This window comes from Pseudomonas sp. LG1E9 (genome assembly GCF_003290225.1).
In the GTDB taxonomy this organism is placed as follows: Bacteria; Pseudomonadota; Gammaproteobacteria; order Pseudomonadales; family Pseudomonadaceae; genus Aquipseudomonas; species Aquipseudomonas cyclaminis.
Genome location: NZ_CP029983.1, coordinates 613,650 through 633,878, shown reverse-complemented (window position 1 = coordinate 633,878; position 20,229 = coordinate 613,650). Strand labels below are relative to the sequence as shown.

Here is a 20,229-nt window from a genome sequence, read left to right as displayed (position 1 = left end):
GGAGTCTGTCTGTTGAGCGCTCATTCTCACGATCACGGTCATCACCATCATCATGGCCACCACCACCACGGTGACGTGCACGCTGCTGGCCCTTTCCCTTGGCGGCGCATGGCCTGGGCCGCGTTGCTGGTGTTGTTTGCGGTCGCAGCGGCCAGCCTGGTGCAAGTGCGTTCCGGCGAAGCCACGGTGATCACGCGGTTCGGCAACCCATCGCGGGTGCTGCTGGAGCCGGGCCTGGGCTGGCGCTGGCCGGCGCCGTTCGAAGCGGCGATCCCGGTGGACCTGCGCCTGCGCACCACCTCCAGCGGTTTGCAGGACGTGGGCACCCGCGATGGCCTGCGCATCATCGTGCAGGCCTATGTGGCGTGGCAGGTGCAAGGCGATGCCGACAATGTGCAGCGCTTTATGCGTGCAGTACAAAATCAGCCGGATGAGGCGGCGCGGCAGATCCGCACCTTCGTCGGCTCGGCGCTGGAAACCACGGCAGCCAGTTTTGATCTGTCCAGCCTGATCAATACGGATGCCAGCCAAGTGCGCATCGCCGATTTCGAAGCGCAATTGCGCCAGCAGATTGATCAACAATTGCTCACCACCTACGGCGTGCGCGTCGCCCAGGTCGGCATCGAGCGCCTGACGCTGCCGTCGGTGACCCTCACCGCCACCGTCGACCGCATGCGTGCCGAGCGCGAAACCATCGCCACCGAACGCACCGCCGTGGGCAAGCGCGAAGCAGCGCAGATCCGCTCCGCCGCCGAGCGCGACGCGCGGATCGTGCAGGCTGACGCCACAGTCAAAGCCGCCGATATCGAAGCCCAATCGCGAGTCGAGGCCGCGCAGATTTACGGGCGGGCCTACGCCGGCAATCCTCAGCTGTACAACTTGCTGCGCTCGCTGGATACCTTGGGCACCGTGGTGACGCCGGGCACCAAGATCATCCTGCGCACCGACGCCGCGCCGTTTCGCGCACTGGTGGACGGGCCGAAGGACGTCCAGCCATGACCGAGCGTGACAGCCCGGACAGCCCGTGGATCCAGGCCGGGCGCCTGACCTTCATGGCGCTGTACGCGGTGACCGTGTTGGCGGCCTTGGCCTGGGCATTTTCCAATGTGCGCCAGATCGACCCGCAGAACCGCGCCGTGGTGCTGCACTTCGGCGCCCTCGACCGCATCCAGAATGCTGGCTTGCTGTTGGCCTGGCCGCAGCCCTTTGAGCAAGTGGTGTTGCTGCCGGCTGCCGACCGCGTGATCGAGCGGCGGGTGGAAAACCTGCTGCGTTCGGAGGCGGCGGTGCAGGCTGACCGCGTGGCCAGCTTCGCCACGCCGCTGAGCGATGCGCTGGCCGGTTCCGGTTATCTGCTGACTGGCGATGCCGGCGTGGTGCAGTTGGATGTGCGGGTGTTCTACAAGGTCACCGAACCGTATTCCTTTGTGTTGCAGGGCGAGCATGTGTTGCCGGCCTTGGATCGGCTGGTCACGCGCAGCGCCGTGGCCCTGACGGCGGCGCGGGATCTGGACACGATTCTGGTGGCGCGTCCGGAACTGATCGGCACCGACAACAGCGCCGCCGAACGGCGGGAGCGCTTGCGCGGTGACCTGGTGCAAGGCATCAATAAGCGGCTGTCGGAGTTGACCTCCAGCGGCCTGGGTTTGGGCATCGAAGTCACTCGCGTTGATGTGCAATCGAGCCTGCCGAGCCCGGCGGTGAATGCGTTCAATGCGGTGCTGACGGCCAGTCAGCAAGCCGATAAAGCGGTGGCCAATGCGCGCACCGAAGCGGAAAAACTCACCCAAACCGCCAATCAGCAAGCGGATCGTGTGGTGCAGGTTGCCCACGCCCAGGCCAGCGAGCGCCTGGCCAGTGCCAAGGCGCAAACCGCCACGGTCACCAGCCTCGCCCAGGTCAAAGACCCGGGTTTGCTGCTGCGGCTGTACCGCGAGCGCCTGCCGAAGATTCTCGGCCAGGCGGGTTCCGTGACCACGGTCGACCCTAAAGACGACTCCCGCTTGATCATCCAGGGAGCCGAGCAATGAGCGCACCTATGTTGACCTCCGCCGAGCAGCGCAGCGCTGCCCGGCAATTGACCCTGGCCATGCTGGCGCTGGGCTTGCTCGTACTGGGCCTGGTGTGGCGCTGGCTGGCGCCGGACCAGACGGGCGTCAGTCAGCTGCTGCTGGGCGTGGCTTCGCTGCTGGTGGCCGTGCCGGTGATGCGTTCGGCGTGGTACAGCCTGCGGTTCCCCAGTTTGCATGGGATCACCGATCAACTTATCGCCTTGGCCATGCTCGGCGCCTGGGCCACCGGCGATCTGCTGACGGCGGCGTTGCTGCCGATCATTATGATCTTCGGCCATGTACTGGAAGAGCGCAGCGTGATCGGCTCTCAGGAAGCGATCCATGCTCTGGGCAAGCTGACCCGCAGCCATGCGCGGTTGGTGCAGGCCGACGGCAGCATTGTCGAGGTGGACAACGGTACGTTGAACACCGGCGATATCGTCGAAGTGCGTGCCGGTGACCGCGTGCCCGCCGACGGTGTGGTGTTGTCCGGCCAGGCGAGCCTGGACACGGCGCCGATCACCGGCGAGTCGGTGCCCTTGGAGGCGAGCGTGGGTGTGCAGGTATTTGGCGGTGCGATCAACCTCGACGGCCTGCTGCGTCTTGAAGTGACGCGCACCGGCAACGAGTCGACCTTGGGCAAGGTCATCGCGCTGATGCAGAACGCCGAGCGGTCCAAGCCACCGATCACGCGGCTGCTGGAGCGCTACGCGGGCAGCTATATGGTGCTGGTGCTGCTGCTGGCGGCGGTTACCTGGTTTGTGACCAACGATGCGCAGGCGATGCTCGCCGTGTTGGTGGCGGCGTGTCCGTGTGCGTTGGTGCTGTCGGCACCGGCCACGGCGATTGCCGGGATCGCGGTGGCGGCGCGTCATGGGATTCTGATTCGCAGCTCGGCGTTCCTGGAAGAGCTGGCGGACTTGACCTCACTGGTGGTCGACAAGACCGGCACGCTGACCTATGGCACGCTGCGATTGCAGTCCATCGAGACATCCTCGACCGATCGCCAGGCGCTGCTAAACCTTGCGGCCAGCCTTGGTTCGGCCAGTAGCCACCCGGTCAGCCGCGCGTTGGCGGGGTTGGCGACTCAGGCCCAAATGCTGGCGCTCACGGATATTCGCGAACGCCAGGGCCTGGGCGTCGTGGCACACACAGAGCAGGGCGAAGCGGCCCTTGGGCGGCCGGAGTTATTCGCGCAGTTGGGCATTGCCACCACGGGCGTGCCCAACCATGACGGCCCGATTGCCGGGCTGGCGCTGAACGGGCAATTTCTCGCCTGGCTGCTGTTGGCCGACAGCGTCAAGCCGGAAGCGCGTCAAGCTTTGCAGGAGCTTCGCGAGCTGGGCCTGGGCCGCCAATTGCTGCTGACGGGCGACCGCCAAAGCGTGGCCGACAGCCTGGCCCTGGACGTGGGCATCAGCGATGTCGAAGCCCAGGCGTTGCCCGAGGACAAGCTCAACCGCGTGCTGGGGGAAATCGGCAGCGGCTTCCGGCCGATGGTGGTGGGCGATGGGATCAACGATTCCCTGGCGCTCAAGGCTGGGGTGGTTGGCGTAGCGATGGGGGCGGGCGGGGCAGACATCGCGCTGGCCTCGGCGGACGTGGTGCTGATCGGCAGCGACCTGCGCCGCCTGGGCACCTGTGTGCGGTTGAGTCGCCAATGCCGGCACACGTTGCAGGTCAATGTGATCATCGGTCTGGGCTGGACGCTGGCGATTGTGGTGTTCGCCGCGTTTGGCTGGCTGGGTGCCGCAGGCGCGATGATCGCGGCGGTGCTGCACAACCTCAGCACGTTGCTGGTGTTGGGAAACGCCGGGCGTTTGCTGCGCTTCCACGAACCGCTGTTGAAGCTCGACGAATAATTTTCAGAAATCTTTGCACACTGCTGTAACGCCGTCGGGGGGCCTCACTCTAGTGGTGTGTCGAGACTGAGCAATCCGTTCAGACCGACACCCCTACCGATCATGAGGACTTTAACAATGAACATTAAATCCGCTGCTGCTGGTGCTGCTCTGGCGATGGCCGCCGCTACCATGTTTGCCGGTGTTGCCACCCAGGTACAAGCGGCTGACGCGCCAGTGCACTGCTACGGTGTGACCTCCTGCAAAGGCATGAACGACTGCAAGACCGCTGAAAACGCCTGCAAAGGCCAAGCGGTCTGCAAGGGCCACGGCTTCAAGTCCATGACCAAGGCAGCGTGTGACGCGGCTGGCGGCAAAGTCGGCGAATAACCGGCAACGGGTGCAACCGCAGCGCCAGCCCCTTGCGCTGCGGACACTTTCCCCAGGAGTCAGTCATGTCCGCTTCCCTTCCAAGTCTGGGTTACGGCCTGGGTTTACGCAGTGAGTACTACCAGCAGATCCTTGAACAATCGCCGGCCGTGGATTGGTTCGAAGTGATCTCCGAAAATTATCTGGTGCAGGGCGGTAAAGCCTTGTACTTCCTGGACGCGATAGCCGAGCGCTATCCCTTGGTCATGCACGGCGTGTCCCTGTCCATCGGCGGGCCGCACGCCCTCGATATCGATTACCTGAAACAAATCAAACAGCTCGCCGAGCGCATCCAGCCGGCGTGGGTTTCCGATCACCTGTGCTGGAGCCGCGGCAGTGCGCACCAGTTGCATGACCTGCTGCCCCTGCCTTACACCGAAGAAAGCCTTTATCACGTCGCCAGCCGCGTTCGCCAAGTGCAGGACGTACTGCAGCGCCCGCTGGTGTTGGAAAACGTCTCCAGTTATGTGCGCGCCAAGTCGGATGAGTTCACCGAGTGGGAATTCCTCAACGCCCTGGCCCATCTGTCGGGCTGCCAGTTGTTGTTGGACGTGAACAATGTGTACGTCAGTTCGCGCAACCATGGCTTCGATGCCTGGACCTTTATCCGCAACTTGCCGCCCGATAGCATTCGCCAGCTGCATCTGGCGGGGCATATGGACTATGGCGACTACGTAGTCGATACCCACGACCACCCGGTATGTGATCCGGTGTGGGCGCTGTATCAACAGACGCTGGAGCATTTGGGGCCGGTCTCGACATTGTTGGAGCGCGATGACCATTTTCCGCCATTCGAGGAGCTGCTCACCGAGTTGAGCAAAGCCCGCGAACTGGGCGCCACGGCCTTGGCCAGGAGAGCGCTATGCGCCTGACCGATTGGCAGTTGGCCTTCGAACAGCATTTATTAGCGCAAACGCCGGATGCCAACAGTGGCTTCGCCGCGACCTTACTCGGCGGGCCAACGCTGGATGTGGACACGGGCCTGGCGATCTACCACAACGCCTATATCGCACGGTTGCAGGAGGTGTTGCGGCATGACTTCAGCGCCATCCTGTATTGGCTGGGGGATGATGAGTTTGCCGCGCTGACCCACGCGTATGTACGCCGTTATCCGTCGGCCCATTACAGCCTGCGTTGGCTCGGCGAGCGCTTGCCGGCGTTTATCCACGAGCATCTGGTGGCCGAGCAAAGTGCACCGTTGGCGGAGCTGGCCCAGTTGGAGTGGGCCTTCACCCTGGCGTTCGATGCGCTGGAAGGCCAACCGCTGACCCTGAATGACATGGCGCTGCTGCCGCCTGAGGATTGGCCGGGTTTGCAAGTCACCCTGGTGCCGTCCGTGCAACAGCGACTGTGCCACTTCAACAGCGTCGCCATCTGGCGTGCCAGCAAGGATGGCACGGACTTCCCCGACAGCCACAGCTTGGACCTCGCACAGATTTGCCTGGTGTGGCGCCATCTGCATGTGTGCCATTACCGCAGCCTGGAACCCGCAGAGGCCTTCGCATTGTCCGGCATGGTGACGACCGGTTGGACCTTCGCAGAACTGTGCGAGCAACTGGCAGTCACTTATGCAGAGGGTGCGTCGCTGCAGGCTGTTACATGGCTGAAACAGTGGGTCCAGGACGGTCTGCTCCAGCGCCGAGCTCCATAGAAGCGGGCTATCAAATCGATAGCCTCCTACTTTTATTGGGATGGTCTACCCTCATTTCAGACGTCTGAAACAAGGGGGGACTACTCATGCTCGCGCAACTTCCACCGGCCTTACAGAATCTTCAGCTACCGCTGCGTCTGCGACTCTGGGACGGCCATGAATTCAACTTGGGCCCCGAGCCCAGTGTGACCATCGTGGTGAAGGACCCCACGGTCGTCTCGCAACTGACCCATCCCACGCTCGACTCATTGGGCGAAGCCTTCGTCGAGGGCAAACTGGAACTGGAAGGCTCTATCAGCGAAGTGATCCGGGTGTGTGATGAGCTGAGTCATGCTCTAGTCGAGGACGACGGTGGCAGTCATCCGGTGCGCTCGATCCACGACAAGGCCACCGACGCCGCGGCCATTTCCTACCATTACGACCTGTCCAACGCGTTCTACCAGCTGTGGCTGGACCAGGACATGGCGTACTCCTGCGGTTATTTCGAAACCGGCAGCGAATCCATCGACCAGGCCCAACAAGACAAATTCCGCCACCTGTGCCGCAAGCTGCGCTTGCAGCCGGGCGAGTATTTGCTCGACGTCGGGTGCGGATGGGGCGGGCTGGCGCGTTTTGCGGCGCGGGAATTCGGGGTGAAGGTGTTTGGTATCACCTTGAGCAAGGAGCAGTTGGCATTGGCTCGGGAGCGGGTGAGCGCCGAGGGCCTGGACGACCAGATCGACCTGCAACTGCTGGACTACCGCGATCTGCCCCAGGATGGCCGTTTCGACAAAGTGGTAAGCGTGGGCATGTTCGAACACGTCGGCCACGCCAACCTGGCGCAGTACTGCCAGACCCTGTTCGGCGCCGTGCGTGAATGCGGCCTGGTGATGAACCATGGCATCACCGCCAAGCACACCGACGGCCGCCCGGTGGGCCGTGGCGCAGGTGAGTTTATCGAGCGCTACGTGTTCCCCAACGGTGAACTGCCACACCTGGCGATGATGACCGCCGAAATCAGCGAAGTCGGGCTGGAAGTGGTCGACGTCGAAAGCCTGCGCCTGCATTACGCCCGCACCCTGGACCATTGGAGCGAGCGGCTGGAAGACAACCTGGAGGCAGCGGCGAAGATGGTGCCGGAGCAGGCGTTGCGTATCTGGCGCTTGTACTTGGCCGGTTGCGCCTATGCGTTTGCACGGGGTTGGATCAACCTGCACCAGATCCTGGCGGTCAAGCCCCATGCCGATGGCAGCCATGAACTGCCGTGGACGCGGGAGGATCTGTACCGCTGAGTGGGAGGGGGCTTGCCCCTTCCCACATTTTGTTTTGTGTTATCTGGTTAAAGGATGGGTGAGATCAAGCGCGCCACTCGCATCCCCAGTTGTTGCAAACGCCGGGTTTCGCGGCTTTCTTCCTGGCTGACTTCATGGGCCTGCGCGAAGTCATCCAGCAGCATCTGTTCCACCTCTTTGGCAAAGGCTTCATCGACGGTCAGCAACATCACTTCAAAATTCAGCCGGAACGAGCGGTTGTCCATATTCGCACTGCCGATGGCGCTGATTTCGCTGTCCACCAAAACCACCTTCTGATGCAGAAACCCCGGCGTGTAGCGGAACACTCGCACCCCGGCGCGTACGGCTTCGATGGCGTAGAGGCTGGAGGCGGCATACACAATGCGGTGATCCGGCCGCGACGGCAGCAGCAGGCGGACGTCCACACCGCGCAGTACTGCCAGGCGCAGGGCGGCAAACACGGCTTCGTCGGGGATGAAATACGGGCTGGTGATCCACACCCGTTCGGTCGCTGCGTGAATGGCCTCGACGAAAAACAGCGAGCAGGTTTCATACGGATCGGCCGGGCCGCTGGCGAGCAATTGGCAGAGCACACCGTCTTCGGGGTAGGCGTCCGGCAGAATCAGCGGCGGCAGTTCCCGCGCCGCCCAGAACCAGTCTTCGGCAAACGACTCCTGCAGGCACGCCACCACCGGGCCCTTCACCTGCACATGGGTATCGCGCCACGGCGCCAACGGCGGTTTTTTGCCCAGGTATTCATCCCCCACGTTATGGCCGCCGACAAACCCGGTGATGCCATCCACCACCACGATTTTGCGATGGTTGCGGAAGTTGACCTGGAAGCGGTTGAGCCAGCCACTGCGGGTCGCGAAAGCCTTGACCTGCACCCCGGCGTCGCGCAGCGATTGCACGTAGCGATGGGGCAGGGCGTGGCTGCCGATGCGGTCGTAGAGCACGTAGATGCTCACGCCTTGGGCGGCTTTTTCCTTCAGCAGCGCGTGAAGTTGCCGGCCAAGTTGGTCGTCATGAATGATGAAAAATTGGAACAGCACGGCCGTCCTGGCGGTACGGATCGCGTCGAAGATCGCGCTGAAGGTGGCGTCGCCATTCACCAGCAGGCGTACTTCATTGTTGGCCAGGCACGGCATACGGCCCAGTTTGGGCATGGCGCGCAAAGAAGCGTAGGCACTGGAGTTACGCGCGGCCAGGGCTTCTTCGACCCAGGGGCGCCAGTTCAGCTCGGTGATGGCGGTGTGCATTTCCTGGTTGGCCTGGCGACGGGCCTGGATGTAGGCGTCGAAGGTGCTGCGGCCGAAGATCAGGTAGGGAATCAGCGTGAGGTAGGGCATGAACATCAGCGACAAGGCCCAGGCGATCGAGCCTTGGGCGGTCCTGACGGTCAACACCGCGTGGATCGCGGCGAGAGTCCCGAGAAAGTGCAGTGTGGCGATGACGTAGGCGAGCAGGTGCGGGCCGAAGAAATCCATGGACGTCGGTACTCCAGGCAATCCAATGCCTAACAGACCATGTTCGGCTGTGAATGTCGCTATTTTATTTGGCGTGCAACACTGGCGCCTTTGCAGCGTCTAACGCCCACAATTGCTCAGGAGTTACCCGATGAATGCTCGTCTGCTCTGCTTGTCCTTGGTTGTTGGTTTGTCGCTGCCGGTGGCAGCGCAGGCGCAGATGCTGGCGCCGGGCTTGTGGGAATTGACCACCAGCAATATGAAAGTCGATAACCAGGACCTGCCGGACTTGTCCCTGATCCTCGGTCAGCTCAAGCAACAAATGACCCCTGAACAACGTGCCATGCTCGAAAAACAGGGCATCACCATGGCCGGCAAAGGCGTGCAGGTGTGCCTGACGCCGGCGCAGGTCGCGTCTGACTCGATCCCCCTGACCGACCCGCAATCGGGCTGCAAACAGGAGGTGACCGACAAGACCGGCAACCAGTGGAAATTCCGCTTCAGTTGCCCGAAAGCCCAGGGCACCGGTGTCGCCACTTTCCAGAGCCAGAAAGAATTCACCACCACCGTCAACGGTACCTTCAATGCCACCGGCATTCAGCAGAAGGGCAGCCTGGACACCCACGCGCAGTGGTTGGGCAACGACTGCGGCACGGTCAAACCCCGCGCCTAACGCAAGAAATGCAGCGGCAAACCCTGGCAGCTGTCGACCACCTGGCCGTTGTGCCAGGCCAGGTGGCCGGAGACCAGGGTGGTGCTGACGCTGTGGCGAAAGCTGCGTTCTGCAAAAGGTGTCCAGCCGCAGCGGGCGAGGATCGGTTCTTCGCTCACCGGCTTGCCTTCGGGCTCGGGTTTGATGAGCACCAGGTCGGCCCAATACCCTTCGCGTAGATAACCGCGATCCGGGATAGCAAACAGGTCGGCGACCCGGTGGCTGGTCTTGGCGACCAGCGTAGTCAGCGGCAGCAGGCCGTCTGCCACCAACTCCAGTAACGCCGGCAGCGCATGTTGCACCAGCGGTAACCCTGACGGCGCTTCACGATACGCCAGCTGTTTTTGCGCCCAGGTATGCGGCGCATGGTCAGTGCCAATCACATCCAGACGATCACTCAATAACGCCTGGCGCAGCGCGTCGCGGTCGGCGCGGGTCTTGATCGCCGGGTTGCATTTGATCTGATGGCCGAGGCGGTGATAGTCGCGGTCATCGAACAGCAAGTGATGGATGCAGACTTCAGCGGTGATGCGTTTTTGTGCCAGGGGCTTGTCGTCGAACAGTGCCAGTTCCCGGGTGCTGGTGAGGTGCAGCACATGCAAGCGTGTGTCGTGGCGCTTTGCTAACTCCACCGCGAAAGACGACGAGCGATAGCAGGCCTCGGCATCGCGGATCAGCGGGTGGGCGACGGCGGGAATGTTGTCGCCGAAACGCTCGCGCAAGCGCAGTTCGTTGGCCTGGATACTTGGCGTGTGTTCGCAGTGGGCCAGCAGGATGGTCGGCACTTCGGCAAACAGGCGCTCCAGAATCCGTGGATCGTCCACCAGCATATTGCCGGTGGAAGCGCCCATGAACACTTTGACTCCGGCCACTTCACAGGGGTCGAGGGCCGCGACCGTGTCGAGATTGTCGTTACTCACCCCAAAGTGAAAGCCGTAGTTGGCCACCGAGTGCAGGGCCGCACGACGCTTTTTATCGGCCAGGGCTTCCAGGTTAAGGGTGGCCGGGTTGGTGTTGGGCATGTCCATCACGCTGGTGATGCCGCCAGCCACCGCCGCACGGGACTCGCTGTAAAAGCTGCCTTTGTCCGGCGCGCCGGGGTCGCGAAAGTGCACCTGGTCGTCGATCATGCCCGGCAGCAGCCATTGGCCCTTGGCGTCGATGGCCAGCGGCGCATTGCAGCCGGTGATGCTGCTGGCGATCTTCTCGATACGGCCATTGGCGACCAGCACATCGGCGTCGAAAATCTGGCCTTCATTGACCAGGCGGGCGTTGCGGATCAGCAGGCGGCTCATGGTTCAGAACTCGTTTTGCAGGGCTTTGTAGCCGCGCACCAAATCAACGTTGGTGCGTGCCACGTCTTCGGAAAACTCAGAGGCACTGACGCTCACCGGCGGAAATTGCGACAGGTCGGTGTTGGGCCCGATGCGGGTGGTGGAGGGCACGTAGAACGCGGCCGGCAAGTCGCGGCCATCGACCACCGAGTTGTGGCGCACCACGCAACCGTCGCCCACGGCGCAATTGAACAGCACGCTGTTGAAGCCGATGAACACGCGATCGCCCACCGAGCACGGGCCGTGGACGATGGAGCGGTGGGCAATGGAGGTGAATTCGCCGATGGTGACTGCCGCGCCGGATTTGGAGTGAATCACCACGCCGTCCTGGATATTGGAATTGGCGCCGATGGTGATCGGGTCCATGGCGCCGCTGGCGTCGACTTCGTCGGCGCGGATCACCGCGTATGGGCCGACGAAGACGTTCTCGCCGATGATGACCTTGCCGCAGATGATGGCTGTTTTGTCGACATAGGCCGATTCGGCAATCACTGGCAGATCGCCGGAAGGGTTCTTGCGGATCATGCTCTGGGCTCCGTGATGATGTGGACGTGGTCGCCATCGATGGCGTTGTAGAAACAGGTGGGCCGGCCGGTATGGCAGGCAGGGCCGAGTTGGTTGACGATCAGCAGCACCGCGTCGCCGTCGCAATCCAGGCGTGCTTCTACCAACTGTTGCCAGTGACCGGAGCTTTCGCCTTTGCGCCACAGTTGCTGGCGCGAGCGCGACCAATAGCAGACTTGCCCGGTAGCGAGGGTTTCGTTGAGGGCCTGGCGGTTCATCCAGGCCAGCATCAACACCGCGCCGCTGCCGTGTTGCTGGGCGATGGCGGCGATCAAGCCATCGCTGTTCCACGCCAGCGCGTCGAGCACCGGTTTGAGTGGAAAGCGACTGCCGATGGCCGCCCCTTCCAGTTCGAGCATGCTCAGGTTCATGGCTTGCTCAGGGCCGCGCACAAGGTGTTGAGGTTGTATTCGAACAGTCCGGTAAACGTGCTGGCGGGGCCTTCGGCGGCGAGGGCGTCGGAGTACAGCGTGCCGCCGATCTGCGCGCCGCTTTCGTCAGCGATCTGCTTGAGCAGGCGCGAGTCCTTGATGTTTTCCATGAATACGGCCTTGACCTTGTCTTTGCGAATCTGGGTGATCAGCGCAGCGACTTCAGCGGCAGAGGGTTCCCGTTCGGTAGACAGGCCTTGAGGTGCAAGGAACTGAATGCCATAGGCCTGGCCCAGGTAACCGAAGGCGTCATGGGAGGTGACAATGCGGCGGTTGCCGGGTGGCAGGGCACCGAACTTGGTCTTGGCTTCGGCCAGCAGGCGATAGATTTCCTTCAGGTAGGTTTGGCTGTTGCGCTGGTAATCGGCGGTATTGGCTGGGTCGGCGGCCACCAGCGCCTTGGTGATGTTGTTCACGTAGATTTCAGCGTTGGCCAGGTTGTGCCAGGCGTGCGGGTCGGGGATGGTTTCGCCGTCTTCTTCCATGGTGTGGGAGATCACGCCCTTACTGGCGGTGACTACTGTGGCTTTGGTTTCGGTGCTGGTGACCAGGCGGTCCAGCCAAGGTTCGAAACCGAGACCATTCTTGATGATCAGCTTGGCCTTGAGCAGCGCCTTGGCGTCGTCCGGCGTGGGCTCGTAGGTGTGGGCGTCGGCATCCGGGCCGACCATGTTGCTGATCTGGATGTGATCGCCACCGATCTGGTGAGTGATGTCATCGAGAATACTGAAGCTGGTGACCACCTGGAGTTTGTCGGCGGCCTGGGCCATCGACAGCGGCAGCAGCAGACTGAACAGCACGAGTAGAGCGCGCATCGGGAAACACCTCATTGGGATGTAAGCAGGGGCGGGCGGCGCAGCAAACCGTGCACCGGACCGAAGACCACGGACAGCAGGTACCCCGCGCCAGCCACCAGCACAATCGCCGGGCCGCTGGGCAGTGAGTAGTAGAACGACAACAACAAGCCAAGCCACACCGACAGGCATCCCAGCACCGCCGATACCGCAATCAACACCGGCAGGCGCCGGCTCCAGAAACGTGAAGCGATGGCCGGCAACATCATCAAACCCACCACCATCAACGCGCCGATGGCCTGGAAGCCGATCACCAGGTTCAGTACCACCAGGGTCAAAAACAGCCCATGGGCCAGCGGGCCGAGACGGCTGACGGTTTGCAGGAACAGCGGGTCGAGGGTGTCGAGCAGCAGCGGTTTGTAGATCAGCCCCATGGCGAGCAGGCTGAACCCGGACACCCAGAGCATGCCGGTGAGGGTGGTGGCGTCGACGGCCAGGGCGGAGCCGAACAACAGGTGCAAGAGGTCCAGGCGCTTGCCGGCGATGCCGAGGATCAGTACGCCGGCGGCGAGTGAAATCGGGTAGATGGCGGCGAGGCTGGCGTCTTCGCGCAGACCGGTGCGCCGGGTGATCCAAGCGGACAGGCCGGCCATGCTCAAGCCGGCACCGAGGCCGCCGATGGTCAGCGCCGGCAGGCTGAGCCCGGCGAACCAGAAGCCCAGCGCAGCGCCGGGCAGTATGCCGTGGGCCACGGCGTCACCGATCAGGCTCATGCGGCGCAAGATCAGGAAAACGCCCAGCGGCGCGGTGCTGCATGCGAGCACCAGCCCGCCGATCAGGGCGCGGCGCATAAACACGAAATCGACGAAGGGCATCCACAGGTGGGCGGCGAAGTGCATCAGGCCACCTGCATCTGGGGCTGCGGGCGGATCAGCTCTTTGCTATTGCCGAACACACAGCCGGTGCTTTTGATATGCAGCACGTGCTCGGTGTGGTGGCGTACGGACGTCAAGTCGTGGCAAACGATGACCAGCGTGCGGCCTTCGGCATGCCAGGCGTGGATATGTTTCCAGCACAGCGCCTGGCCCTCTTCATCGAGGGCCGCGTGGGGTTCATCCAGCAACAACACCGGCGACTCGGCCAGGCTCATACGGGCCAGCAGCGCGCGTTGCAATTGGCCGCCGGACAACGCCATCAATGGGCGCTGTTCCAGGCCACTGAGGCACCAGTCTTCCAGCACCGTGTGCAGGCGCTGGCTGCGTTGCTGCGAGGTGAGTTGGGTGCCCCAGAAACCTGCGGCGACTAACTCTTGCAGGCTGATGGGGAACTGCCGGTCGAGGTGTTGCTGCTGAGGCAGGAACGCCAGGCCGCCACGGCGTGGAACATCCACGATCACCTTGCCGGCCAGCGGCTTTTGCAGCCCGGCGATCACTTTCAGCAAGCTGCTTTTACCGCAGCCGTTGGGACCGATAACGCCCGTGAGGCTGCCTTTTTCCAAGGTGAAATCCACGGCGGGCGTGAGCGGTTGGCCGGGGGCGCCCCAGCGTAACGTGGTGCAGGTGATCATTCAGGCTGTCTCGTCCAGCGGCTTTCAGCCACGGCATCGTGCGCGTGCAGGCTTTCGGCGTGGATCACTTTCAGGTGGAAGGCTTTGACGGCATCCGAGCGTTTCAAGGCGAGGTTCAGGCGGCGGGCGGCGTCTTCGCAGAACATCAGGTTCTGCCCGTTGGCCAGGGCGAAGGCTTGTTCGTCCGCACGTTTCACGGCGGTTTGTACGGCGGTGCCGAGGGCAGCTTCGGCGTCGTTGATCAGATCAGTCAGCGCCAGATGATCGCCTTGCAGGCGTACGTGAAGCTGGGCGCTGCTGCGCTGGCTGTGGGGCGTGGCGATGATCCCATTGGCGCTGCCGAGCCAAGTCAGCACAGCTTCATGCTGCAACGGCTTGTCGGCAAAATCTTCGAGAAACTGCTGCTGAATCAACTGCCTGGCAAGGGCTGCGGAACAGGGGCAAGTCGAGGAGTAAGTCACGTCAATTTTTTGTTCCACGTGGAACATCTGATTTTCAAGGCGGGCTTCGATGCTGACCGGATAGCTCTTCCAGCCGGCCAAAAGGCTCACCAGCGCCGGGCGTTTCAGCAGCAAATTCGTATGGATACGCAGGTAGGCGTTCTTAGATAAATCTTCATGACTGTCGAGAAAGCGCTGCAGTACATTGCGCAGAAGTGCAGGCGTAAGGGGCTGCTGGTCGAGCATTTCCAGCGCCAGGTACAAGCGTGACATATGAATGCCACGGGCGGTGCCGTCGTCCAGGCTCACACCGGCATCGGCGGTGGCGGTCAGACGCTGACCGTCGATGAGGATTGGCAGGGCGATGCCGCACATGCCCACCCAGTCGAGTGGCAAGGCTTGGCGTGAAGCCTGCGCGGCGATATCCGGCAGAGTCAGCGCGTTCATGAGCAGGTCCATCGTTGGAAATAATTCGACATGTTATAGTATAACAATAGAGTCGACGATGAATTTTCTGTCCTAGCCTTTTTTCAGTCATGTCGAGTACGGACGCTCCTTTATTTGCGGTATTTGTCATGCACAGACGTCAGCTTCTCAATCTGCTCCTGGCCAGCCCCTTTTTTGTGTTGCCGTTCACGGCCCACGCCACGCAGATTCGTAATGCGCGTTTATGGCGCTCAAACGACAAGCTGCGGCTGGTGTTCGACCTCAGCGGTCCGGTGCAGTACAAGACCTTCTCCCTGACCGCGCCGGAGCGCCTGATCATCGACCTCAGTGGTGCGGGGCTCAGTGGTGATTTTTCTCAACTTGAGTTGAAGAACAGTGGGATAACCTCGATTCGTTCGGGGCATTTCGGCAAGGCGGATACGCGCATCGTGCTCGACCTGGCCGCACCGATGCAGCTCAACAGCTTTATATTGCCGCCGCAGGAAGGTCAGGGGCATCGCTTGGTACTCGATCTCACCAGTGCCACTCAGGCGCCTCGTCAAATCGCTGCTGAACCTGCGCCCTTGGCGGCGCCGGTGGACAAGGCGCATCCCAAGCGCGACATCATGGTGGTGGTCGACCCCGGCCACGGCGGCAAAGACCCGGGCGCCATCGGCTCCAAGGGCCAGCGCGAAAAAGACGTGGTGTTGTCCATCGCCCAACTGCTCGCCAAGCGCCTGAAACGCGAGAAGGGCTTTGACGTGAAACTGGTGCGCAACGACGACTTCTTCGTACCGCTGCGCAAGCGCGTGGACATCGCCCGCCAGCACAAGGCCGATATGTTTATCTCGGTGCACGCCGATGCCGCGCCACGGCTTACGGCATCGGGGGCCTCGGTGTATGCGCTGTCGGAGGGCGGCGCCACTTCGGCCACGGCGCGTTTTATGGCCCAGCGTGAAAACGGCGCGGACCTGCTGGGCGCCACCACGTTGCTCAATCTCAAGGACAAGGACCCGATGCTGGCCGGGGTGATTCTCGACATGTCGATGAACGCCACGATCGCCTCCAGCCTGCAACTGGGCAGCTCGGTGTTGGGCAGTCTGCAAAGCATCACCAGCCTGCATCAGAAGCGCGTGGAACAGGCCGGGTTCGCGGTGCTCAAGTCACCGGATGTGCCATCAATCCTGGTGGAGACGGGCTTTATCTCCAACACCCGGGACGCCCAGCGGCTGGTGACGGCGCGCCATCAACAGGCGGTGGCGGATGGTTTGTTCGATGGCCTGAAAAACTACTTCCAGAAGAACCCGCCAATGAACAGCTACATGGCGTGGGTTCAGGAACAGAAGAATCCTCGGGCCTAGCAGCCGGTGATCCGGCTACAGGTGAACTTGGCGCTGGCCCCTCCGGAGCTGGAGAACCGATTGATCGTGGTCCAGCCCACGCGGCGTGTGTAACCGACCCACGCCTCCCCATCCGAGGCCAGGCCAGTGAAAAACGTCAGTTGCCCATACCGGCTGTTGGTCTGTGCCCAATAGCGTTTGCCGGCCACTTCGAAGCCGCGCAAATACGTGGTGTTGCCCACCGTCGCCACACTGTAGGCGTTGCCCAGCGGGTCGACACAGGCCAGCACGTTGGCGCTGCGCGTGCAGGTGGCCAGCGGACTCGGCGTTTGTGCACAAGCAGGCCCTGCCGCTGCTAATAACAGAGCGCACACCAGGTATTTCATAAGGTTTCTCGGGGCTGGGAGGTGTTCAAGCATTGCGCCCTTCGTCGCAGCGAGCAAGGGGGATTGGCTTATTTGTATTGTTATACTATAACATAAAAACACAGCCTGACCCGTGACCCGCTCCCCATGACCGAACAAGACCTGCTGACTACATGAATGAAGCCCAGCAGGGCTTCTTCCGCGAACCACCCTGTGTATCGAAGCCAAAGAACGTGAAGAGCTGCGCGAACGCCATAAGCGGGCGATTTGACCGGCCGACCCTGATGAGGAATACCTGATGCCCAATCGTCTCCCCGTTACCGTGTTGTCCGGCTTTCTCGGCGCCGGTAAAAGCACATTGCTCAACTATGTGCTGCGTAATCGCGAAAATCTGCGTGTGGCAGTGATCGTCAACGATATGAGTGAAATCAACATCGACGGCAGCGAGGTGCAGCGCGACGTCACGCTTAATCGCTCCGAAGAAAAACTGGTGGAGATGAGCAACGGCTGTATCTGCTGCACCCTGCGTGAAGACTTGCTGGAAGAGGTCGGAAAGCTCGCCAAGGAAGGTCGGTTCGATTACCTGTTGATTGAATCCACCGGTATCTCGGAACCGTTGCCCGTGGCCGAAACCTTCACCTTTCGCGATGAAAACGACCAGAGCCTGGCCGATGTCGCACGCCTGGACACCATGGTCACGGTAGTCGACGGCATGAACTTCCTGCTCGACTACCAGGCCGCCGAAAGCCTGGCCTCACGGGGCGAAACCCTTGGCGAAGAGGACGAGCGCTCGATCACCGACCTGTTGATCGAGCAGATCGAATTCGCCGATGTGATCTTGATCAGCAAGATCGACCTGATCAGTAGCAGCGAACGCGAAGAGTTGATTGCCATCCTTGAGCGCCTCAACGCCCAGGCACAAATCATCCCGATGGTCATGGGCGAGGTGCCGCTGCACAAGATCCTCAACACCGGCCGCTTTGACTTTGAACGCGCCGCCCAAGCGCCAGGCTGGCTACAAGAGTTGCGCGGTGAGCATGTGCCGGAAACCGAAGAATATGGCATCGCATCCACCGCCTATCGCGCACGCCGCCCGTTCCATCCGCAACGCTTCTTCGACTTTATCGACCGGCCTTGGGCGAACGGCAAATTGCTGCGCTCCAAAGGCTTTTTCTGGCTGGCCAGCAAACATCAGGACGCCGGCAGCTGGTCCCAGGCCGGCGGCCTGATGCGTCACGGGTTTGCCGGGCGCTGGTGGCGTTTCGTGCCGAAAAGCCAATGGCCCCAGGACGAAGAAAGCGTCGCGGCAATCATGGGCAACTGGCAACTCAGCACCGGCGACTGCCGTCAGGAACTGGTGTTTATCGGGCAGAACATCGACTTCGCCCACATGCGCGCCGAGTTGGATGCGTGCCTGCTCAACGATGAAGAAATGGCCCTGGGCGTCGAAGGTTGGCGCCTGCTGGCTGATCCGTTTGGTCCCTGGTATGAAGAGGCAGCCTGATGCTGGCACCGGTTATCCCCTTGCGCCCCGTGATTCGCCAGACCCGTGGTGAAACCCCGCTGGCGCTGTCCGACATCCTTGAGGACGGCGTGAACCTGGCGCTGTGGCAGCGTCAGTTGCCGCTGCATATTGCCGAGTTCGGCGCCTTGCTGGTGGCACTTAACGAGCCGTTGGCTGATTCGATGGTGATTGAGCTCAACAGCGAAGACGCCGAGCCGAACTTGCAGGGATTGGCGTCCAGTTGCCGTGATCTGGAGGGTTATGAAGGCTTTGTCGCCGATGTGTCATGGCTGGTCAGTGCCTTCGCCTGCCTGCTCGGCGCCAAGCGCATCGGCGTGCGCCTGCGGCTGCTGGATAAAGCCATGTGCCCACGTTTTCACGTCGATCATGTGCCGGTACGGTTGATCACCACCTATGCGGGTGTCGGCAGCCAGTGGTTGCGTGAAGGCGTGATGGACCGGCGCAAGCTCAGCCAAGCGGACGCCGAACCCAGCGAGCGCATCGAGCAGATTCAGTGCGGTGAAGTGGCGCTGCTCAAGGGCACCAAATGGCATGGCAACGAAGGCCACGGCCTGATCCATCGCTCACCCGGCCTGAAAGCGGATGAGCGCCGATTGATTCTGACGCTGGATTGGCTCGCGTAACCGCGTAGGATCAAACGCTCTACACGGTCTGAACGATTCCCCTGATGCTGCAGAACATTCCCACCCACGTGATCGCCGGCCCCTTGGGCGCCGGCAAGACCAGCTTGATCAAGCACCTGCTCGCCCAACGCCCGGCCAACGAGCGCTGGGCGGTGTTGATCAACGAGTTCGGGCAGATCGGCCTGGATGCTGCGCTGCTGACCCAGGACGACGACGGCATTGCCCTCGGCGAAGTTGCCGGTGGCTGCCTGTGCTGTGTGAATGGTGCACCGTTCCAGGTAGGCCTGGGCCGCTTGCTGCGTAAGGCCAAGCCGGATCGTTTGTTTATCGAACCCTCGGGCCTGGGCCATCCTGCGCAGTTGCTCAAGCAGTTGCGCGAAGCGCCGTGGCAAGCGGTGCTGGCGGTCCAGCCCTGTGTGCTGGTGCTTGATGCCCAAGCACTGGCGGCGGGCAAGCCTTTGCCGGTGGCGCAGCAGGAGGCGCTGGCCAGTGCCGGGCTGTTGGTGTTGAACAAGGATGAGGCGCTGGATGCCACGCAGCGCCATGCGATCCAACGGCAGTTACCGGATTGTGCGATTTACTGGACACGCCAGGCGCAGTTGCCGCTGGCCCAGCTACCTGGCTTGAACGCAATTGCAGGCGCGGCTGTGGATAACTTCGCAGTGCCCAAGGGGCTGGCCCAACTGCCGGCGATCTGGAGCGATCCCGCGCAGCCCATTTGTTTGAGCCAGGCCCAGGAGGGCGGCTGGAGCATTGGTTGGCGCTGGCATCCAAGCCAGCTATTTGATCCTGAGCGTCTGGCGCTGTGGCTCAAAAGTCTTGAATGGCGCCGCGCCAAACTGGTTATCCACAGCCGTGATCGCTGGATTTCCGTTAATGCTGTGGATAACAGCTCGTTCACCTGGCAGCCCAGTGAATGGCGCCGCGACTCTCGTGTCGAACTGATCTTCAGCGCCCCACAGGACGTGATCGCATTACAGGCCGCGCTGGCAGCCTGCCGTTACTGACGGTTCTTGGCCGCGTGGTCCTGCCGCCATTGGCTCAGCTCAATGACTTCAGCGCTGGGCAGCGCCTCCTTGGCCTCGAACGGGTAGGGCGCCAGTTCGATCTGCGCGCTGTGGGCGCCGAATTGGGTGATAGTCCCGCTGTGACGGGTCTCGCCCGTGACGGTGAACTCGAAATTGTAGATACGCGCCAGACGCCGCCGGCCATTGGCGTCTTTCACAAAACCGATGCGCTTCAACGCGACGGCACCGTCGAGCAATTCGATATCGAGCTTGGCGCAATGCTGCTTGACCCGCGCCAGCGCCCGCTCGCGCAGGCCGTGGTTGTGCCACACCCAGGCGGCGCCGGTCGCCAGCAGCATCAACACAAACATGTTTCCCAGGGTCAGCATGCG

Annotated in this window: 22 protein-coding genes and 1 pseudogene; 13 read left to right on the top strand and 10 right to left on the bottom strand. The window is 62.1% G+C overall.

Annotated features, from left to right (window positions below; translation table 11 throughout):
• Window positions 1-9: 9 nt before the first annotated feature.
• From hflC to cfaB, 7 genes are all read left to right on the top strand, one after another.
• On the top strand, window positions 10-999 hold the full coding sequence (gene hflC / locus DNK50_RS03180; protein ID WP_371926585.1) for a protease modulator HflC: 990 nt from the start codon (window positions 10-12) through the stop codon (window positions 997-999).
• On the top strand, window positions 996-2,030 hold the full coding sequence (hflK, locus tag DNK50_RS03175) for a protease modulator HflK (protein WP_112192813.1): 1,035 nt from the start codon (window positions 996-998) through the stop codon (window positions 2,028-2,030). The genes hflC and hflK overlap by 4 nt, the downstream gene beginning before the upstream one ends.
• Complete coding sequence (locus DNK50_RS03170; protein ID WP_099586102.1) at window positions 2,027-3,913, top strand: cation-translocating P-type ATPase; 1,887 nt, start codon at window positions 2,027-2,029, stop codon at window positions 3,911-3,913. The genes hflK and DNK50_RS03170 overlap by 4 nt, the downstream gene beginning before the upstream one ends.
• Window positions 3,914-4,030: 117 nt before the next feature.
• The gene (locus tag DNK50_RS03165) at window positions 4,031-4,282 is read left to right on the top strand and encodes a hypothetical protein (RefSeq protein WP_099586101.1); all 252 of its coding nucleotides are present in this window, start codon (window positions 4,031-4,033) and stop codon (window positions 4,280-4,282) included.
• Window positions 4,283-4,347: 65 nt separating this feature from the next.
• Window positions 4,348-5,193: a DUF692 domain-containing protein gene (locus tag DNK50_RS03160; protein ID WP_112192812.1), complete on the top strand. Its 846-nt coding sequence runs from the start codon at window positions 4,348-4,350 to the stop codon at window positions 5,191-5,193.
• Window positions 5,184-5,972 (top strand): DNA-binding domain-containing protein, encoded by a 789-nt coding sequence (locus tag DNK50_RS03155; protein ID WP_112192811.1) that lies wholly within the window; start codon window positions 5,184-5,186, stop codon window positions 5,970-5,972. Before DNK50_RS03160 ends, DNK50_RS03155 begins: the two co-directional genes overlap by 10 nt.
• 86 nt (window positions 5,973-6,058) lie before the next feature.
• The gene (gene cfaB / locus DNK50_RS03150; RefSeq protein ID WP_112192810.1) at window positions 6,059-7,243 is read left to right on the top strand and encodes a C17 cyclopropane fatty acid synthase CfaB; all 1,185 of its coding nucleotides are present in this window, start codon (window positions 6,059-6,061) and stop codon (window positions 7,241-7,243) included.
• A 47-nt stretch (window positions 7,244-7,290) separates the two neighbouring features.
• Here the strand turns inward: cfaB and cls are convergent, their stop codons facing one another.
• Entirely contained in the window at window positions 7,291-8,730 is a 1,440-nt protein-coding gene (gene cls / locus DNK50_RS03145; RefSeq protein ID WP_112192809.1) for a cardiolipin synthase, read from the bottom strand.
• Between the two features lie 130 nt (window positions 8,731-8,860).
• On the opposite strand from cls, the gene DNK50_RS03140 reads away from it, so the two are divergent.
• Entirely contained in the window at window positions 8,861-9,382 is a 522-nt protein-coding gene (locus DNK50_RS03140) for a DUF3617 domain-containing protein (protein ID WP_112192808.1), read from the top strand.
• On the opposite strand, the gene DNK50_RS03135 is transcribed toward DNK50_RS03140, so the two are convergent.
• Genes DNK50_RS03135 through folE2 form a run of 7 tightly spaced genes read right to left on the bottom strand, consistent with a single transcriptional unit; the run spans window position 9,379 to window position 14,998 of the window.
• Window positions 9,379-10,716, bottom strand: a complete 1,338-nt coding sequence (locus tag DNK50_RS03135) for a dihydroorotase (RefSeq protein ID WP_112192807.1) — start codon at window positions 10,714-10,716, stop codon at window positions 9,379-9,381. The two genes, DNK50_RS03140 and DNK50_RS03135, sit on opposite strands and share 4 nt — an antisense overlap.
• Window positions 10,717-10,719: 3 nt before the next feature.
• Complete coding sequence (locus DNK50_RS03130) at window positions 10,720-11,280, bottom strand: DapH/DapD/GlmU-related protein (RefSeq protein ID WP_048721911.1); 561 nt, start codon at window positions 11,278-11,280, stop codon at window positions 10,720-10,722.
• Window positions 11,277-11,690: a phosphoribosyl-AMP cyclohydrolase gene (gene hisI / locus DNK50_RS03125; protein WP_112192806.1), complete on the bottom strand. Its 414-nt coding sequence runs from the start codon at window positions 11,688-11,690 to the stop codon at window positions 11,277-11,279. The genes DNK50_RS03130 and hisI overlap by 4 nt, the downstream gene beginning before the upstream one ends.
• The gene (locus DNK50_RS03120) at window positions 11,687-12,565 is read right to left on the bottom strand and encodes a metal ABC transporter substrate-binding protein (RefSeq protein ID WP_112192805.1); all 879 of its coding nucleotides are present in this window, start codon (window positions 12,563-12,565) and stop codon (window positions 11,687-11,689) included. The genes hisI and DNK50_RS03120 overlap by 4 nt, the downstream gene beginning before the upstream one ends.
• Window positions 12,566-12,576: 11 nt before the next feature.
• Complete coding sequence (locus tag DNK50_RS03115; protein WP_099586092.1) at window positions 12,577-13,443, bottom strand: metal ABC transporter permease; 867 nt, start codon at window positions 13,441-13,443, stop codon at window positions 12,577-12,579.
• Window positions 13,443-14,111: a metal ABC transporter ATP-binding protein gene (locus DNK50_RS03110; RefSeq protein ID WP_099586091.1), complete on the bottom strand. Its 669-nt coding sequence runs from the start codon at window positions 14,109-14,111 to the stop codon at window positions 13,443-13,445. The genes DNK50_RS03115 and DNK50_RS03110 overlap by 1 nt, the downstream gene beginning before the upstream one ends.
• Window positions 14,108-14,998 (bottom strand): GTP cyclohydrolase FolE2, encoded by an 891-nt coding sequence (gene folE2, locus DNK50_RS03105; RefSeq protein ID WP_112192804.1) that lies wholly within the window; start codon window positions 14,996-14,998, stop codon window positions 14,108-14,110. The genes DNK50_RS03110 and folE2 overlap by 4 nt, the downstream gene beginning before the upstream one ends.
• A 128-nt stretch (window positions 14,999-15,126) precedes the next feature.
• On the opposite strand from folE2, the gene DNK50_RS03100 reads away from it, so the two are divergent.
• Window positions 15,127-16,338 carry an N-acetylmuramoyl-L-alanine amidase gene (locus DNK50_RS03100; RefSeq protein ID WP_112192803.1) on the top strand — a complete coding sequence of 404 codons (1,212 nt, stop codon included), beginning with the start codon at window positions 15,127-15,129 and terminating at the stop codon, window positions 16,336-16,338.
• Here DNK50_RS03100 and DNK50_RS03095 read toward each other — a convergent pair.
• Window positions 16,335-16,703 (bottom strand): glutamine synthetase, encoded by a 369-nt coding sequence (locus DNK50_RS03095; protein WP_112192802.1) that lies wholly within the window; start codon window positions 16,701-16,703, stop codon window positions 16,335-16,337. The two genes, DNK50_RS03100 and DNK50_RS03095, sit on opposite strands and share 4 nt — an antisense overlap.
• A 172-nt stretch (window positions 16,704-16,875) precedes the next feature.
• Here DNK50_RS03095 and DNK50_RS29400 point away from each other — a divergent pair.
• The 4 genes and pseudogenes from DNK50_RS29400 to DNK50_RS03075 form a co-directional block, all read left to right on the top strand.
• Window positions 16,876-16,953, top strand: a pseudogene (locus DNK50_RS29400) (RNA polymerase-binding protein DksA); the annotation flags it as partial.
• A gap of 27 nt (window positions 16,954-16,980) precedes the next feature.
• On the top strand, window positions 16,981-18,186 hold the full coding sequence (zigA, locus tag DNK50_RS03085) for a zinc metallochaperone GTPase ZigA (RefSeq protein WP_112192801.1): 1,206 nt from the start codon (window positions 16,981-16,983) through the stop codon (window positions 18,184-18,186).
• Window positions 18,186-18,830, top strand: a complete 645-nt coding sequence (locus DNK50_RS03080) for a DUF1826 domain-containing protein (protein ID WP_099586086.1) — start codon at window positions 18,186-18,188, stop codon at window positions 18,828-18,830. The genes zigA and DNK50_RS03080 overlap by 1 nt, the downstream gene beginning before the upstream one ends.
• A 44-nt stretch (window positions 18,831-18,874) precedes the next feature.
• Window positions 18,875-19,837 carry a GTP-binding protein gene (locus tag DNK50_RS03075; RefSeq protein WP_112192800.1) on the top strand — a complete coding sequence of 321 codons (963 nt, stop codon included), beginning with the start codon at window positions 18,875-18,877 and terminating at the stop codon, window positions 19,835-19,837.
• Here the strand turns inward: DNK50_RS03075 and DNK50_RS03070 are convergent.
• Window positions 19,831-20,226: a DUF3301 domain-containing protein gene (locus DNK50_RS03070; RefSeq protein ID WP_099586085.1), complete on the bottom strand. Its 396-nt coding sequence runs from the start codon at window positions 20,224-20,226 to the stop codon at window positions 19,831-19,833. The genes DNK50_RS03075 and DNK50_RS03070 overlap by 7 nt on opposite strands.
• Between the last annotated feature and the right edge of the window lie 3 nt (window positions 20,227-20,229).

Excerpts from the sequence above, each read along its gene's own strand:
- hflK (WP_112192813.1), top strand. The coding sequence starts at position 996 with ATGACCGAGCGTGACAGCCCGGACAGCCCGTGGATCCAGGCCGGGCGC.
- DNK50_RS03170 (WP_099586102.1), top strand. The coding sequence starts at position 2,027 with ATGAGCGCACCTATGTTGACCTCCGCCGAGCAGCGCAGCGCTGCCCGG.
- DNK50_RS03165 (WP_099586101.1), top strand. The coding sequence starts at position 4,031 with ATGAACATTAAATCCGCTGCTGCTGGTGCTGCTCTGGCGATGGCCGCC.
- DNK50_RS03160 (WP_112192812.1), top strand. The coding sequence starts at position 4,348 with ATGTCCGCTTCCCTTCCAAGTCTGGGTTACGGCCTGGGTTTACGCAGT.
- DNK50_RS03155 (WP_112192811.1), top strand. The coding sequence starts at position 5,184 with ATGCGCCTGACCGATTGGCAGTTGGCCTTCGAACAGCATTTATTAGCG.
- cfaB (WP_112192810.1), top strand. The coding sequence starts at position 6,059 with ATGCTCGCGCAACTTCCACCGGCCTTACAGAATCTTCAGCTACCGCTG.
- cls (WP_112192809.1), bottom strand. The coding sequence starts at position 8,730 with ATGGATTTCTTCGGCCCGCACCTGCTCGCCTACGTCATCGCCACACTG.
- DNK50_RS03140 (WP_112192808.1), top strand. The coding sequence starts at position 8,861 with ATGAATGCTCGTCTGCTCTGCTTGTCCTTGGTTGTTGGTTTGTCGCTG.
- DNK50_RS03135 (WP_112192807.1), bottom strand. The coding sequence starts at position 10,716 with ATGAGCCGCCTGCTGATCCGCAACGCCCGCCTGGTCAATGAAGGCCAG.
- DNK50_RS03130 (WP_048721911.1), bottom strand. The coding sequence starts at position 11,280 with ATGATCCGCAAGAACCCTTCCGGCGATCTGCCAGTGATTGCCGAATCG.
- hisI (WP_112192806.1), bottom strand. The coding sequence starts at position 11,690 with ATGAACCTGAGCATGCTCGAACTGGAAGGGGCGGCCATCGGCAGTCGC.
- DNK50_RS03120 (WP_112192805.1), bottom strand. The coding sequence starts at position 12,565 with ATGCGCGCTCTACTCGTGCTGTTCAGTCTGCTGCTGCCGCTGTCGATG.
- DNK50_RS03115 (WP_099586092.1), bottom strand. The coding sequence starts at position 13,443 with ATGCACTTCGCCGCCCACCTGTGGATGCCCTTCGTCGATTTCGTGTTT.
- DNK50_RS03110 (WP_099586091.1), bottom strand. The coding sequence starts at position 14,111 with ATGATCACCTGCACCACGTTACGCTGGGGCGCCCCCGGCCAACCGCTC.
- folE2 (WP_112192804.1), bottom strand. The coding sequence starts at position 14,998 with ATGAACGCGCTGACTCTGCCGGATATCGCCGCGCAGGCTTCACGCCAA.
- DNK50_RS03100 (WP_112192803.1), top strand. The coding sequence starts at position 15,127 with ATGCACAGACGTCAGCTTCTCAATCTGCTCCTGGCCAGCCCCTTTTTT.
- DNK50_RS03095 (WP_112192802.1), bottom strand. The coding sequence starts at position 16,703 with ATGAAATACCTGGTGTGCGCTCTGTTATTAGCAGCGGCAGGGCCTGCT.
- zigA (WP_112192801.1), top strand. The coding sequence starts at position 16,981 with ATGCCCAATCGTCTCCCCGTTACCGTGTTGTCCGGCTTTCTCGGCGCC.
- DNK50_RS03080 (WP_099586086.1), top strand. The coding sequence starts at position 18,186 with ATGCTGGCACCGGTTATCCCCTTGCGCCCCGTGATTCGCCAGACCCGT.
- DNK50_RS03075 (WP_112192800.1), top strand. The coding sequence starts at position 18,875 with ATGCTGCAGAACATTCCCACCCACGTGATCGCCGGCCCCTTGGGCGCC.
- DNK50_RS03070 (WP_099586085.1), bottom strand. The coding sequence starts at position 20,226 with ATGCTGACCCTGGGAAACATGTTTGTGTTGATGCTGCTGGCGACCGGC.